The sequence below is a fragment of the Haloferax gibbonsii genome, from assembly GCF_001190965.1.
Classification (GTDB): Archaea; Halobacteriota; Halobacteria; order Halobacteriales; family Haloferacaceae; genus Haloferax; species Haloferax gibbonsii.
In genome coordinates, this window is the sequence record NZ_CP011947.1 from 444,084 (window position 1) to 456,901 (window position 12,818).

14 protein-coding genes and 2 tRNA genes are annotated in these 12,818 nt (G+C 68.0%); 6 read left to right on the forward strand and 10 right to left on the reverse strand.

Going from position 1 to position 12,818, the window contains the following annotated elements:
• Positions 1-79: 79 nt before the first annotated feature.
• The 3 genes from ABY42_RS02445 (at position 80) to dpsA (ending at position 1,347) form a co-directional block, all read left to right on the forward strand.
• Positions 80-152, forward strand: a tRNA-Asn gene (locus ABY42_RS02445).
• A 97-nt stretch (positions 153-249) separates the two neighbouring features.
• A tRNA-Ile gene (locus ABY42_RS02450) sits at positions 250-324 on the forward strand.
• A 492-nt stretch (positions 325-816) separates the two neighbouring features.
• Positions 817-1,347, forward strand: coding sequence for a DNA starvation/stationary phase protection protein DpsA (gene dpsA, locus ABY42_RS02455; RefSeq protein WP_004065235.1), 531 nt, complete (start codon positions 817-819; stop codon positions 1,345-1,347).
• A gap of 142 nt (positions 1,348-1,489) precedes the next feature.
• Here the strand turns inward: dpsA and ABY42_RS19685 are convergent, their stop codons facing one another.
• From ABY42_RS19685 to ABY42_RS02485, 7 genes are all read right to left on the reverse strand, one after another.
• Entirely contained in the window at positions 1,490-1,657 is a 168-nt protein-coding gene (locus ABY42_RS19685; RefSeq protein ID WP_004973301.1) for a hypothetical protein, read from the reverse strand.
• 109 nt (positions 1,658-1,766) lie between these two features.
• A complete protein-coding gene (locus ABY42_RS02460) occupies positions 1,767-2,219 on the reverse strand; it encodes a metal-dependent transcriptional regulator (RefSeq protein ID WP_004973299.1) in 453 nt (150 codons plus the stop codon).
• Positions 2,216-3,022 carry a DUF7260 family protein gene (locus ABY42_RS02465; RefSeq protein WP_050458627.1) on the reverse strand — a complete coding sequence of 269 codons (807 nt, stop codon included), beginning with the start codon at positions 3,020-3,022 and terminating at the stop codon, positions 2,216-2,218. The genes ABY42_RS02460 and ABY42_RS02465 overlap by 4 nt, the downstream gene beginning before the upstream one ends.
• 156 nt (positions 3,023-3,178) lie before the next feature.
• The gene (locus ABY42_RS02470) at positions 3,179-3,628 is read right to left on the reverse strand and encodes a DUF6069 family protein (RefSeq protein WP_049904976.1); all 450 of its coding nucleotides are present in this window, start codon (positions 3,626-3,628) and stop codon (positions 3,179-3,181) included.
• A 145-nt stretch (positions 3,629-3,773) separates the two neighbouring features.
• Positions 3,774-6,587, reverse strand: coding sequence for an aconitate hydratase (locus tag ABY42_RS02475; RefSeq protein WP_050458629.1), 2,814 nt, complete (start codon positions 6,585-6,587; stop codon positions 3,774-3,776).
• A 117-nt stretch (positions 6,588-6,704) separates the two neighbouring features.
• On the reverse strand, positions 6,705-6,887 hold the full coding sequence (locus ABY42_RS02480) for a hypothetical protein (protein WP_004973290.1): 183 nt from the start codon (positions 6,885-6,887) through the stop codon (positions 6,705-6,707).
• Positions 6,888-6,897: 10 nt separating this feature from the next.
• Positions 6,898-7,317, reverse strand: coding sequence for a DUF7539 family protein (locus ABY42_RS02485; RefSeq protein WP_050458631.1), 420 nt, complete (start codon positions 7,315-7,317; stop codon positions 6,898-6,900).
• 155 nt (positions 7,318-7,472) lie between these two features.
• On the opposite strand from ABY42_RS02485, the gene ABY42_RS02490 reads away from it, so the two are divergent.
• Positions 7,473-9,611, forward strand: a complete 2,139-nt coding sequence (locus tag ABY42_RS02490) for a receiver/sensor box histidine kinase (protein ID WP_050458632.1) — start codon at positions 7,473-7,475, stop codon at positions 9,609-9,611.
• Positions 9,612-9,617: 6 nt separating this feature from the next.
• On the opposite strand, the gene ABY42_RS02495 is transcribed toward ABY42_RS02490, so the two are convergent.
• Positions 9,618-9,878: a glutaredoxin family protein gene (locus ABY42_RS02495; RefSeq protein ID WP_050458633.1), complete on the reverse strand. Its 261-nt coding sequence runs from the start codon at positions 9,876-9,878 to the stop codon at positions 9,618-9,620.
• A gap of 389 nt (positions 9,879-10,267) precedes the next feature.
• On the opposite strand from ABY42_RS02495, the gene ABY42_RS02500 reads away from it, so the two are divergent.
• Together ABY42_RS02500 and ABY42_RS19690 are read left to right on the forward strand one after the other, a co-directional pair.
• Complete coding sequence (locus ABY42_RS02500; protein WP_004973284.1) at positions 10,268-10,765, forward strand: DUF7344 domain-containing protein; 498 nt, start codon at positions 10,268-10,270, stop codon at positions 10,763-10,765.
• 158 nt (positions 10,766-10,923) lie between these two features.
• A complete protein-coding gene (locus tag ABY42_RS19690; protein WP_004973279.1) occupies positions 10,924-11,079 on the forward strand; it encodes a hypothetical protein in 156 nt (51 codons plus the stop codon).
• A 42-nt stretch (positions 11,080-11,121) separates the two neighbouring features.
• Here the strand turns inward: ABY42_RS19690 and ABY42_RS02505 are convergent, their stop codons facing one another.
• On the reverse strand, positions 11,122-11,766 hold the full coding sequence (locus ABY42_RS02505; RefSeq protein ID WP_050458634.1) for a DUF6663 family protein: 645 nt from the start codon (positions 11,764-11,766) through the stop codon (positions 11,122-11,124).
• Positions 11,767-11,827: 61 nt separating this feature from the next.
• The gene (gene kdgK1 / locus ABY42_RS02510; protein ID WP_050458635.1) at positions 11,828-12,784 is read right to left on the reverse strand and encodes a bifunctional 2-dehydro-3-deoxygluconokinase/2-dehydro-3-deoxygalactonokinase; all 957 of its coding nucleotides are present in this window, start codon (positions 12,782-12,784) and stop codon (positions 11,828-11,830) included.
• Positions 12,785-12,818 lie beyond the last annotated feature (34 nt).

Below are 12,818 nucleotides of genomic sequence, written 5' to 3' on the forward strand. Positions count from 1 at the left end.
GGCGGTGGCATCCGCCAGCCGTCGGGTAAAAACGAAAGCCCTATCAAGAAACATCGAATACGAGAGAGTGCAGACGAAAGCCGCCGTAGCTCAGTTGGTAGAGCACCTCGCTGTTAACGAGGTTGTCCCAGGTTCGAGTCCTGGCGGTGGCGCTTCTCCGTTTCTCACGCCGATGAGCGGTACGTCTCCGATTCGCCGGCGGCGGCTTCTGATAAGACATAAGAGGGACGACGGGAAAGAATCGACCGAGGGCCCTTAGCTCAGTCTGGTCAGAGCGCTCGGCTCATAACCGGGTGGTCATGGGTTCGAACCCCATAGGGCCCATACGTTCTCCACACGGAATCGAGCCCACAGCGCATCGGCCGATTCTGTACGATACCGCCCCTGCTCCGGCCGTTCGAAACACGAGCGGTCCGCTCGGCGGACGTGATTCGAACGGATTTCTTGACGGACCCCGTCGCCGTCCCGCGGTCTATAGAGCCGACGGCGACAGCCCGGCGACTGCTTGCGAGCCACTCTGGCGTCGTTCCCTCGCCGTCCGTCTTCGAGCGGCGCGACGACCCGGTTGAAACGCGCGAATCGGCCCCACGAGACGCCGCGCCACCCACTCGAAAATTCATAATGAATGTGATATATTGTGCGTGCCTATCACGGACAGGTGTATTCACCGGCCCAGGCCGTGTGCCCATCTCACACACGTCATTCGTCGTTTTAGAAGCAATCAGACGGTTCCGGCAAACGATGTTTTAGGCCACACGAAAAATTGTTTGTTCTCGGATAAGTATTAAGTGGCCTCGGTCCCAACTACTGATTGTAATGAGCACGCAGAAGTCAGTCCTCAAGGAAGCAGGCAGCGTCGGCGACAACCCCGTTCGGCTCGACACCGAGAAGGCCGAACAGATAATCGAAGCGCTGAACACCGACCTCGCGGACGCCTACGTCCTCTACCACCAGCTCCACAAGCACCACTGGAACGTCGAGGGTGCCGAGCACCTCCGCATCCACGAGTTCCTCCAAGAGGCCTACGAGGAAGTCGAGGAGGCCGCGGACGAAATCGCAGAGCGCCTCCAGTCCATCGGCGGCGTCCCCCACGCCAGCATGCCGGCGCTGAGCGAGGCGGCGACCGTCGAGCCCGAGGACGAGGACGTCTACGACATCCGCACGTCGCTCTCGAACGACCTCGAGATGTACGGCGACATCATCGAGAGCTACCGCGAGCACATCGAACTCGCCGCGGGTCTCGGCGACCACGCGACGGCGCACATGCTCCGCGAGCAGCTCATCGAAATCGAAGAACACGCCCACGTCATCGACCACTACCTCGAAGACGACACGCTCGTCCAGTAAGCACCGCCGCCGACGCGTCGGAGGACGACGCCCCCGTTCCGACGTTTCCGACGTTCGACGCTTTTTGTCGCGATAGCTGCCAGCGCTGTTCAGCCACTGCGCTCGTCAGGTCCGCACTCCGCGCAACCCGGTTCGAACGGAGTTACCGCGTCACGTCGACGGTCACGTCGCTCGAAATCCAGCCGTCGCTGTTGCCCGACTCCATGAACACCGACTTCCCCGGCCCGCCCTTGCAGACGGATATCTCGGGGGAGTCGGGTCGGTCCGGTTCCGACGCGGATTCAGCGTTCGACTGCGTACCAGCGGCCATTACGAGGGTTTAGGGAAACCTAAAACAAAAAGGGTGCGGTTCTGCGGCGGTATTTGCGTGCTATTTGTTGACAACCATCAGTACCGGAGGCGACTTTACCGCGACGTGTTCAGCTCGCGGGGCTGTCGGGGGAGGGTTGCGACGCCGATTCGGCCGATTCGGCCGCCCCGTTCGCCTCGGTCGCTTCGCCGCGGTTGTCGCCCCCGCGGAGCAGCGTCGCCGCGAGCCGTTCGGCAACCGTCGGACTGACGTTCCCGACCAGTTGCATCGCCTCCTCTTCGTGGTCGTCGACGCCGAGCACGTCCCGACAGAACCGCGAGAGGATTCGGTAGGTGTCGTAGAGCTCTCCGGCGGCGTCGCGGCCCTCGTCGGTGAGCGTCGCGCCCTCGTAGGGCTCGTAGCGAACGAGCCCCTTCGCGTCGAGGTTCTGGAGGCGCTCGGTCGCCGCGGGCGGCGAGCGGTCGAGCGCGTCGGCGACGTAGCCCGGCGAAATCGGCGTCTCCTCGTCGTCCTCCCGCTCGGCGATGTACAGCGTGAGGAGGTACTGCGGCGCGCCGATCATACGCGGCGGACGAGGTGGTCGCGAACGGCCCGCTGGCAATCCGCGCAGACGCCCGCCGCGCGGGTCGCGGCCGTCAAGACCGGGTAGTCGGTCGCGCGGTCCTCGTAGAGATACTCGGCGAGAAACCGGTGGTCGATTTCGACCGCCGCGGCGTGGCGGGTCGCCCCGTCGAGATGCCGCTGTCGCTCGCGGACGAGTCGGTCGCACGCTTCTCGGTGGTCGGCCAGCGTCTCGTGGCGCTGCCGGAGCCCCTCGAACCCCAGTTCCGAAAGCGGCGTCGCGTCCGCCCGGCCCAGCCAGTTCTCGCACTCGTCCAGCACGGCGAGCGCCGCTCGAAGCGACCGTTCCTCGGCGTCGAGCGCCCGGCGCATCCCGTCGAGGCCCCGTTGCCGGTCCGTCGCCGCCGACACGACCGCCTCCTTGACCGCCGGTGTGAACCGCCCCCCAGCGTCGGGGGAGAGCGCCGTCGCGACCTCCGGACCGAACTCCTCGCGAATCGTCACCGCGAGCGGTTCGGACCCGTTCACGTCGGAGACGCTGTGCGGGCGTATCGTCTCCGCGAATAGCTCGCGGACCCGCCGTCGCCCCGGGCCGGCGTCTCGTCGCGTCGCCGCGGGTATCGATGTGGTCCCGCAGGCGGTCGCTCGGACGGTCCCGCTCGGTGGGCGCTCCGGCCGTGCGGCGAGCTTTCGAACGCGCCGCTCGAACCGCCTGACGGCCCGCCGCTTCGCCAGCACCTGTTCGCGCTCGCGTTCGACGCGGTCCAGCGCGTCCCTGACGCCCGCGGTGCGCTCAGCGTTCATCTCAATCTCCCTGCGAGGACGCCGTCGACGCGGTTGCCTCGGAATCCGCTCTGGTCATACCATTTAGGGCAACCTAAAACAACATAGTGTCTTCGGTTTTTAGGCCGTCCTAAATACGAGTGGCACGGAAGCGCCCGCGCGTCGAGCGTCAGGCGGTCACTCGTCGGTCGGGTCCGGTCGTTTACCCTCCGGGACGCCCCAGCCGAGTTCGGTGAGCGACGCCACGCAGACCGCCGCGACCACGACGTGCATCAGCATCAACACGAGAACGCCCGGGACCGTCGCTCCGGGGTCGACGTACAGGAGTCCGAGGTCGGGTGCGAAGGACACTACGAGCACCGCCACGGCGACCCTGAGGAACGTCCGGTCCGCGTCCGCGACGCGGCCCGCGAGCAGTCCGTAGACGAGCGTCGCCGCGACCGCGCCGGCGGCCGAGAGAAACACGACCGGTGGGTACGAAAGCGGTCCGAAGACCTCGACGAGGCCCGTTTCGAGGACGAGCGTCAACAGGAGCGCGTTCGCGACGGTCGCGACCGCCGCGGTCGCCGCTCCGCGACGCATGAGGTCCGTCCACGTCGGACGGACCGCGGGTGTCACGGTTGCCATGGCACAACATAGCACGTCACGGCTGATGAATCTACGCGTCTTCGGCGGTTCGTGATTCTCGGTGAGTCCGACGCGTGGGTCGGAGGCGGCCGGTCGCCGCTCCGACTCAGTTCCCCAACTCAGTTCCCCGGCGCAGCGTCCTGATTCAGTTCTCGGTCAGGAGCCGACGGAGCACGTAGTGGAGGATACCGCCGTTTTCGACGTACGTCACCGCGGCGGGCGTGCCGATCTGCGCGGTCACGTCGAACTCGATTTTGCTTCCGTCGTCCTTCGTGGCGACCACGGTCAGTTCGTCGTTGACTTCGAGGCCGTCGTCGAGGCCGCGGATGTCGAACTGCTCGGAGCCGTCGAGGCCGAGCGACTCCCACGAGTCGCCGTCTTCGAACTGGAGCGGGAGGACGCCCATGCCGACGAGGTTGTCGCGGTAGATGCGCTCGTAGCTCTCGGCGATGGTCGCGCGGACGCCGAGGAGGTCAGTCCCCTTGGCCGCCCAGTCGCGGCTGGAACCGGTCCCGAACTCGACGCCCGAGAGGACGACGAGCGGGGTTCCCTCCTCGCGGTAGCGCTGGCTGGCCTCGAAGACGGTCGTCTCCTCACCCGTCGGGTGGTGAACCGTGTAGCCGCCCTCGACGTCGTCGAGCATCTGGTTCTCGATGCGGACGTTGGCGAACGTCCCGCGCATCATCACCTCGTGGTTCCCGCGGCGGGAGCCGTAGGTGTTGAAGTCCACGGGGTCGACGCCGTGGTCCATGAGCCACTGGCCGGCCGGGAGCTTCGACCCGAACGGCCCGGCGGGGCTGATGTGGTCGGTCGTCACCGTGTCGCCGAGCGTCAGGAGACAGCGGGCGTCCTCGATGTCGGAGACGCCGGGTTTCTCCAGCGGGAAGTCCGTGAAGAACGGCGGCTCGCGGATGTAGGTCGACTCGTCGTCCCAGTCGTACACGTCGCCGGTCGGCGCTTCGAGCGCCTCCCAGCGCTCGTCGCCCTCGAACACCTCGGCGTACTTCTCGCGGAACATCGACGGGTCGACGCTGTCGTGGATGGTCGCTCGAATCTCGTCGGCGTCCGGCCAGATGTCGGCGAGGTAGACGGCGTTGCCCTCGTCGTCGGTGCCGAGCGGGTCGGTCTCGAGGTCGATGTCCATCCGGCCGGCGAGGCCGTAGGCGACGACGAGCGGCGGGCTGGCGAGGTAGTTCGCGCGAATCTTCGGGTGGATGCGCGCCTCGAAGTTGCGGTTGCCGCTGAGGACGCTCGTCGTCCACAGCCCGTGTTCGTCGATGGCGTTCTCGATGGGTTCCGGAAGCGGGCCGGCGTTGCCGATGCAGGTCGTACAGCCGTAGCCGACCACGTCGTAGCCGAGCGCTTCGAGGTGCGGGAGCAGGTCGGCCTTCTTCAGGTACTCCGTGACGACGCGGCTCCCCGGCGCGAGGCTCGTCTTGACGTACTCGGGCACGTCGAGACCCCGCTCCAGCGCGTTGCGCGCGAGGAGGCCCGCGGCGACCATGACCGACGGGTTCGACGTGTTCGTACAGGACGTAATGGCGCTGACGACGACGCTCCCGTGGCCGATTTCGACCGTCTCGCCGCCGAGGTCGACTTCGACGCGTTTGGTCAGTTCGCCGAGGTCGGGTTCTTCGGGGGCCGTCTCGGGCGTCTCGGTCAGCGTCCCGCCGTCGCCCGCGAGTTCGCCGTCGCCGCCGTCGCCTCCCTCGCCGAGCCAGCGGGCGATGGCCTCCTCGTCGACGTCGTCGACGACCTCCTCGAACTCGCCGTGGAGCAGTTTTCGGAAGTGCGTCTTCATGTCGCCCATGGCGACGCGGTCCTGCGGGCGCTTCGGCCCGGCGAGACTCGGCTCGACGGCGGAGAGGTCGACTTCGACCGTCTCCGTGTACTCGGGGTGTTGCTCGCCGAAGAGCCCCTGCGCGTCGAGGTACTCGCGGACGAGTTCGATGTGTTCGGGCTCGCGGCCCGTGAGTTCGAGGTAGTCCAGCGTCGCCTCGTCGACCGGGAAGACGCTGATGGTCGACCCCTGTTCGGGGGCCATGTTGGAGATGGTCGCCCGGTCGGGGACCGAGAGGTTCCCCACGCCGGGGCCGAAGAACTCGACGAACCGGTCGACGACGCCGACCTCGCGGAGCTGTTCGGTGACGTGCAACACGAGGTCGGTCGCGGTCGCCCCCTCCGGCAGTTCGCCGTCGAGTCTGACGCCGACGACCTCGGGGAGCTTCATCGTGATGGGCTGGCCGAGCATTGCCGCCTCGGCCTCGATGCCGCCGACGCCCCAGCCGACGACGCCGATGCCGCCTATCATCGGCGTGTGGCTGTCGGTGCCGACGAGCGTGTCGGGGAGGAGCCAGCGGTCGCCGCGCCACTCGCGGTCGTGGACGACGCGCCCGAGGTGTTCGAGGTTCACCTGGTGGACGATGCCCGTCCCCGGCGGGACGACGCTGAAGTTGTCGAAGGCGTTCTGCGCCCACTTGAGCGCCTTGTAGCGCTCGGCGTTGCGCTCGTACTCCAGTTCGACGTTCTTCTCGTAGGCGTCGGGCGAGCCGAAGAAGTCCACCTGCACGCTGTGGTCGATGACGAGGTCACAGGGGACCTCGGGTTCGACGAGTTTCGGGTCCTTCCCGGCGCGGTCGGCGGCCGACCGGAGCGCCGCGAGGTCGACCACCGCGGGCACGCCCGTCAGGTCCTGTAGCACCACGCGAGACGGCGTGAACGGGACTTCGACGTTCGGCACGTCCGGCTCCCACGAGGCGGCGTTCCGCACGTCCTCCTCGGTGACGATGTCGCCGTCGACGTTTCGCAGCACGGATTCAAGCAGGATGCGGATGCTCACCGGCAGTCGGTCGAGTTCGCAGAGCCCCTGTTCTTCCAGAACGGTCAGGTCCGCCATCTTGTACGTGGTTCCGTCGTGTTCGAACTCACGGACGGCGTCCAGCGTATCTGCGTCGCTCATAGTCGACTGTTAGGGTCTCCGCGGGCTTGAATGCGGGACTCGTTCTCACGGCGTCGGAATCGAGGCGAACGGAGCTCCAGAGCGGCGATATGGGATCTCTGGCGGCCTGCCGCCGGCTCACGGGGGTCTGGGGCGGGACTTCCCCAGTTCGCCGGCGACGATGACGCCGCCGTGTTCGAGAAGCGAGTACGAACAGTCCCAACAGCAGTACCGAAGGTCGTGGCCGCGGGCGACGACCACGTCGGCGCGCTCGCCGCAGCGATAACAGGGCCGGTGGTCCGCCGGGTGGATGACGCGCATCGGCCTCGGATTACTCCTCGGGGACGCCGGCGACCCCGACGAACTCGTTGACCTCGTCTTGGACGTACCGGCGGACGCGCTCGCAGTAGTCCCACAGGAGGTCGTTGAACTGCTCGCGCTCCGGTTCGGTCAGGCTCTCCCCGCCCCGCGACCACGACGAGGGAATCTCCGAGTGACGGGTGCAGACGACCGAAATCGGGTGATTCTTCGGGTGTCCCATGACGACCGCGTACTCGTCCGTCCCCCAGAGTCCGTCGCCGCCGTCGCCGGCGAGCTCCGCGTCCACCTCGTCGAGAAGCTGCCGCTCCTCGGCGGTGACGGCGGCGTCGTCGCCGGCGAACAGCTCGCGGTAGGCCCGGTCGCGGGCCGTGTAGGTCCACCCGTCGAGTCGCTCGCGCGCCTGTCGGAGGAGTCGTCTGTCAGCTTCCATGAGTATCCAAAGGGGCGCCGAGGCCATAGTCGTACGCCCGCCCCGTCCGAGCGACCGGAGCGCGAACCGTACGGCTCGCCCACGTCGCTGAACCCGTGGCCGTCGGTCGCTGCTGCTGACGAAACACCTATTGAACTCACGGCTCTCGAACGAGTATGTCCACCCCCGACGACACCACCGGGAACGGCGGTGACGACCCCATCTCCGTCCTCTACGTCGGCCGGGACCCGGAGTTCGTCGCCCTCGTCGCGACGGCGCTCGAACGCGAGTCCGACCGGCTCGACGTCCGGGGCGAGACCGCCGTCATCGACGGTATCTCCGTCGTCGAGGACGACGGCGTCGACTGCGTCGTCTCGGAGTACCACCTCCGGGACGGCGACGGCCTCGACCTCCTCACCGCCGTTCGCGCCCGCTCGTCCGACCTGCCGTTCATCCTCTACACCGCCCACGGCGACGAGGCGGTGGCGAGCCGCGCGATTTCGCTCGGCGTCAGCGACTACGTCCGGCGGACCGCCGGCGACGAGGACTTCCACCTCCTCGCGAGCCGCGTGTTCAACGCGGTGTCGCAGTACCGCGTCCAGGAGCGACTCACCGAGTCCGACGCGCACCTCGCGACCGTCTACGGCCGCGTCACCGACGGCATCTTCGCGTTAGACGACGACTGGGCCGTCAGCTACTGGAACGACGCGATGGCCGAGCGAACCGGCGTTCCGGCCGCGGAGGCACTCAACCGCGACTTCCGCGAGCTGTTCCCCGAGGTCGGCTCCGAGATTCACGGGGCGCTCGAAGCCGCGATGGCGTCGGGAGCCACGACGCGACTCGACACCCGAATCGACGCCTTCGACGTTCGCGTCTCGGCGCGAATCTACCCCGACGACAGCGGGGTAAGCGTCTTCATCCGAGAGGTCGCCTCCGATGCCACAGCCGCGGCGGACAGAGCCGGTACCGACGATACGAGCCTCGACGCCGGGGAAATCGCGGACCAGTGCGACTCCGGAGCCGGAGTGAACGCGGGGACGCGTCTCCCGGGGAGAGACGCCGCCGAGCGCGAGCGCCTCGAACGGGCGCTTCGCGACCTGCAGTCGGTCGCCCGCGAACTCCTCCGCGTCGAGACGAGCGAGGCGGTCGCGGCCGTCGCCGTCGAGGCCGTCCGCGACGTGGTCGGCTGGCCCATCTCGGGCGTGTGGTTCTACGACCCCGACGACGACGCGCTCGTCCCGGTCGCGCAGTCCGACGCCGCCCGGCAGGTGTTCGGCGAGTCGCCCACCCTCCACCGGGACGGCGAGGAGACGCTCATCTGGGAGGCGTTCGACGCCAACGAGGTGCGGGTGTACGAACGAACCGTCGGCGGGTCGGAGGTGCAGCACCCCGACTCGTCCATCGAGTCTGAGGTCCACGTCCCGCTCGGCGAGTACGGCGTCCTCCTCACCGGCGACACCCGTCAGGGGGCGTTCACCGACGTCGACGTCGAACTCCTCCAACTGCTCGCGTCCACCGTCTCGTCGGCCGTCGAGCGGGCGAAGCGCGAACAGACGCTCCGCGACCGCGAGGCCGAACTCGCGGCGGCGAACGAGCGCCTCGACGAGTTCGTCTCCGTGGTCGCACACGACCTCCGAAACCCGCTTTCGGTCGCCAAGGGCTACCTCGAAATCGCGGCCGACACCGGCGACCCGGAGCACTTCGAAAAGATAGAGACGGCGCTCGAACGGATGAACGCCCTCATCAGCGACCTGCTCACGCTCGCCCGACAGGGCTCGCCGGTCACGGAGTTCGAGGCGGTCGACCTCCGGTCGAAGGTCACCCACGCGTGGAGCTTCGTCGCCACCGAGGACGCCCGTCTCGAACCGCTCGACCTCGGCGTGGTCCGCGCCGACACGGGCAGGCTCCTCCAACTGTTCGAGAACCTGTTTCGCAACGCTGTAGAACATGGTTCTACAGGCAGTCGGACTCCATCCGACGACGCTGTGGAACACGGTTCCACAGGCAACCAGACTACGTCTGGTGACGCTGTCGAGCACGGCGGCGCGGCCGCGACCGTGACCGTCGGTCGACTCGACGACGACGCGGGCTTCTACGTCGAAGACGACGGCGACGGCATCCCCGAGTCGCTCCGCGAGCGGGTGTTCGAACACGGGTACACGACCGACCGAACCGGGACGGGCTTCGGGTTGGCTATCGTCGAAAACATCGCCGAGGCCCACGGCTGGTCGGTCACGCTCACCGACGGCACCGACGGCGGCGCGCGCTTCGAGTTCCGCGGCGTCGAGTGGGTCGACATCGACGACGCCGAGTGACGGCGCTCACTCCCGCGCCGCGGTCAGTTTCTCCCTGAGCCGGTCGTCGTCGACGCGGAACTTGAACGCCGGTCGGCCGTCCACGTAGACGTACGGCACTCGCTCCCCGTACTTCTCGCTGAGTTCGTCGTCGGTATCGACGTTCACGAGCTCGATATCGACCGGGACGTCCGTCTCGCCTGCGACCTCGCGGACGGTCGCCTCCGCCTCGTCGCAGAGGTGACACTCCGTGCGCGTGTAGATGATGACGGGGACGGGGTCGCTCATCGCCCGATGTCGTCGCCGCGGCCTGTTGAGTCTTCTCGTCGGGCTCGTCGGGCTCGTTCCGCCGGACGCCCCTTCGCTGGCGAACGGGCCGAGCGGTTCCTGACAGTCCGCAGGCGCGGGGCCGTTGGCGACGACCGCATCGTAACCCCCGGTGATGCGTGCGAGGAATTCGTGTCACCGGGCCACTACGTTTCGGGTCGCGTCGGGCGCAGAACGTGTCATTAATGTATCTTTTGGCCGATTGGCAGTCGAAATAGAGCCGCAATTCGGGCGTTAGAGTGAAATAAGGGCCTTGGTTTCTGCCGATACTCGTTATTCCGGACGGCGATTCCGGAGGCGAACTGTTAATATAGAAGAAGCGACCAGTCACAAATCGATCGAATCCTCGTATGGCGACAACATCCGAACCCGGACTCTCCGAGACGCGAATTCACGAGGTACTGAGTAACGACCGCCGTCGGATGGCCATCGAGTTCCTCCAAGACGGCGACCTGACCCTCCGCGAACTCTCGGAGCGCATCGCGGAAGCGGAGACCGGGGAGTCGCCGCCGCCGCGGAACATCCGCCAGAGCGCCTACGTCTCGCTGCAACAGACCCACATCCCCAAACTCGCCGAACTGGACATCGTGAACTACGACGACGAGTCGAAGGTCGTCTCGCTGGCCGAGGCGGGCGACGTGACGGTCTACATGGAGGTCGTCCCCGAGGGCGAACTCTCGTGGAGCGAGTACTACGCCGCGCTCGCCGCGCTCGGCATCGTCCTCATGATCGCCGCTGCTGTCGGCGTCCCGGTCATCTCCGGCGTCGGCGCGCCCGGTCTCGGTTCGCTCGTCTTCGCCGTTCTCGGCGGCTCCGCGGTCTACCAGCGCTGGACCCAAGAGAACTAACGCTTCGTCGCCCCGCTTTTCTGTCGAGTCTGTCAGTTCAGTCGAACTCGTCGCCGGCCGCACCCCGCCCGCTCGCCGGCCGCTCGCCGCCCGGACACGACGGCGTCGGCGACGACTGGCGACGGTGGCATTTAGTCCTCTCCGCCACGACTCGGCGTATGCGCGACCCGTCCGACCCGAACGGACCGCCGACGGTCTGCGACGAGTGCGGCGCGAGACACTCGTTTCGGCGGCGGTTCGTCACCGGCGGCGGCTGGCGGGCCGTCTATCGGTGTTCTGAGTGCGGTTCCCGTGCGCCGAGCGACGCCGAGTGACCGAGTGCGCCTCGGGAGTGACCGGCGACGACCCGCGGCGCGTCAGCAGTAGGTGTCGCGCATCGTCCGCGCGAACAGTCCGTCTCGGTCGAGCGCGATGGCGACGAGGACGAACTCCTCGTCGAGGGGGCGCAAGACGAACACCTCGCGGGGCGCGTCGGGGACGTCGGCCTCGTCGTCGAGGCGGTCTAAAAGCGGGTCCACGGGGACGACGCCGTCGCCGAACTCGTCGAACAGGTCGCGCGCGCCGGGCTGTTTCGCGAAGACGTAGAGCACGGCGTTCGGGTCGCCGTCGGTGCCGTAGGTGACGCGCGAGCCGATGGCCTCGCCGTCGCCGGTCGCCTGCCACGTCTCGCGGGCGGCCTCGAACAGCCCCGTCGCGGCACCGACGAACCGAAAGCGGGTCCGGTCGCGGACCGACACGTCCGCAAACTGCGGGTCGCCGTCGTCCCACGTCAACGTCGCCTCGATTTCGTTTCCGGGTTCGAGCGCCGAGACGCGCTCTGCGAGGTCGCCGTCGTAGCCGGTCTGTGGCACGTAGGTCGGTGAGTAGGCGTCGTCGGCGTCGGTCTCGACGGCCGGGTCGGTCCAGTCGACGCGCTCCTCGGGGAGTTCGAGCAAGAGGAGTTCGTCTCCGTCGCGCGGACTGCGATAGACCCGGAACCGGCCGGTCGTCGTGACCTCCATGTCGGCGGCTACTGGACGGACGGAAATACGCCTGCCGGTCGCCGCCGGTCGCCGGGCGACCCTACCGCGAGATGCCGTCGCCCTCGTCGGCGACGACGCGCTCGACGTCCTCGGGGTTGACGACCGCGATGTCGCCGTCGACGGTCCGCTTGAGCGACGCCGTCGCCGACGCCCACTGCAGCGACTCGGCCACGCTCCCGCCGTCGAGGTGCTTGGCGAGGTAGCCGCCGACGAAGGCGTCGCCGGTCCCGATGGCGTCGCGGGTCTCCGCCTCGTAGACGCCCTGTTCGGACACCGCTACGCCGGAGACGGCGAGCGACCCCTCCTCGCCGCGGGTGACGACGACGGTCTCGATACCGTAGTCCTCGGCGAGCCCGCGGGCGACCGACTCGGCGTCGCCGTCGCGCCCGAGGACGGTCGCCGCGTCGCGTTCGGCGGCGAACAGCAGGTCGACGGAGCCGAGCAGGGCTCGGTAGCCCTCGGCCGCCTCCTCGGGCGACCAGAGCTTCGTCCGGTAGTTCAGGTCGAAGGCGGTCGTCGTCCCGGCGTCCTGCGCCGCATCGAGCACGTCGGCCGTGGTCTCGCGGAGCGTCTCGGAGAGCGCGGGGGTGATGCCGCTCGTGTAGCACACCTCGGCGTCGCGGACGGCGTCGAGGTCGGTTTCGCCCGTCTCCAGCGTCGTCACGGCCGCGTCGGCGCGGTCGTAGACGACGTTCGTCGGGCGCGGCGACGCCCCGTGTTCGAGGTAGTAGACGCCCTGTCGGGCGTCGTCGGTCCAGACGACGCCGTCGGTGTCGACGCCGTGGCTCCGGAGTTCGCCGACGATTCGCCGGCCGAGCGGCGAGTCCGGGAGCTTCGAGAACCACGCTGCGTCCCCTCCGAGTCGGGTGGCGGCGACGGCGACGTTCGACTCCGCGCCGCCCGCCTGCACTTCGAGTTCGCGGGCGGTCTCGAGTCGCTCGCCACGCGGCGGCGACAGCCGAAGCATCGTCTCGCCGAAGGTCACGAGTGCTGTCATGGAAGGCCGTTCGCGGGCGCGATATAAACCTCCG

What these genes read in the sequence shown, in the direction of transcription:
- ABY42_RS02465 (WP_050458627.1), bottom strand. Translation starts at nt 3,022, where the DNA reads ATGAACGCTGAGCGCACCGCGGGCGTCAGGGACGCGCTGGACCGCGTC.
- ABY42_RS02500 (WP_004973284.1), top strand. Translation starts at nt 10,268, where the DNA reads ATGGCGACAACATCCGAACCCGGACTCTCCGAGACGCGAATTCACGAG.
- ABY42_RS02480 (WP_004973290.1), bottom strand. Translation starts at nt 6,887, where the DNA reads ATGCGCGTCATCCACCCGGCGGACCACCGGCCCTGTTATCGCTGCGGC.
- ABY42_RS19685 (WP_004973301.1), bottom strand. Translation starts at nt 1,657, where the DNA reads ATGGCCGCTGGTACGCAGTCGAACGCTGAATCCGCGTCGGAACCGGAC.
- ABY42_RS02490 (WP_050458632.1), top strand. Translation starts at nt 7,473, where the DNA reads ATGTCCACCCCCGACGACACCACCGGGAACGGCGGTGACGACCCCATC.
- ABY42_RS02470 (WP_049904976.1), bottom strand. Translation starts at nt 3,628, where the DNA reads ATGGCAACCGTGACACCCGCGGTCCGTCCGACGTGGACGGACCTCATG.
- ABY42_RS02505 (WP_050458634.1), bottom strand. Translation starts at nt 11,766, where the DNA reads ATGGAGGTCACGACGACCGGCCGGTTCCGGGTCTATCGCAGTCCGCGC.
- kdgK1 (WP_050458635.1), bottom strand. Translation starts at nt 12,784, where the DNA reads ATGACAGCACTCGTGACCTTCGGCGAGACGATGCTTCGGCTGTCGCCG.
- ABY42_RS02460 (WP_004973299.1), bottom strand. Translation starts at nt 2,219, where the DNA reads ATGATCGGCGCGCCGCAGTACCTCCTCACGCTGTACATCGCCGAGCGG.
- ABY42_RS02475 (WP_050458629.1), bottom strand. Translation starts at nt 6,587, where the DNA reads ATGAGCGACGCAGATACGCTGGACGCCGTCCGTGAGTTCGAACACGAC.
- ABY42_RS19690 (WP_004973279.1), top strand. Translation starts at nt 10,924, where the DNA reads ATGCGCGACCCGTCCGACCCGAACGGACCGCCGACGGTCTGCGACGAG.
- ABY42_RS02485 (WP_050458631.1), bottom strand. Translation starts at nt 7,317, where the DNA reads ATGGAAGCTGACAGACGACTCCTCCGACAGGCGCGCGAGCGACTCGAC.
- ABY42_RS02495 (WP_050458633.1), bottom strand. Translation starts at nt 9,878, where the DNA reads ATGAGCGACCCCGTCCCCGTCATCATCTACACGCGCACGGAGTGTCAC.
- dpsA (WP_004065235.1), top strand. Translation starts at nt 817, where the DNA reads ATGAGCACGCAGAAGTCAGTCCTCAAGGAAGCAGGCAGCGTCGGCGAC.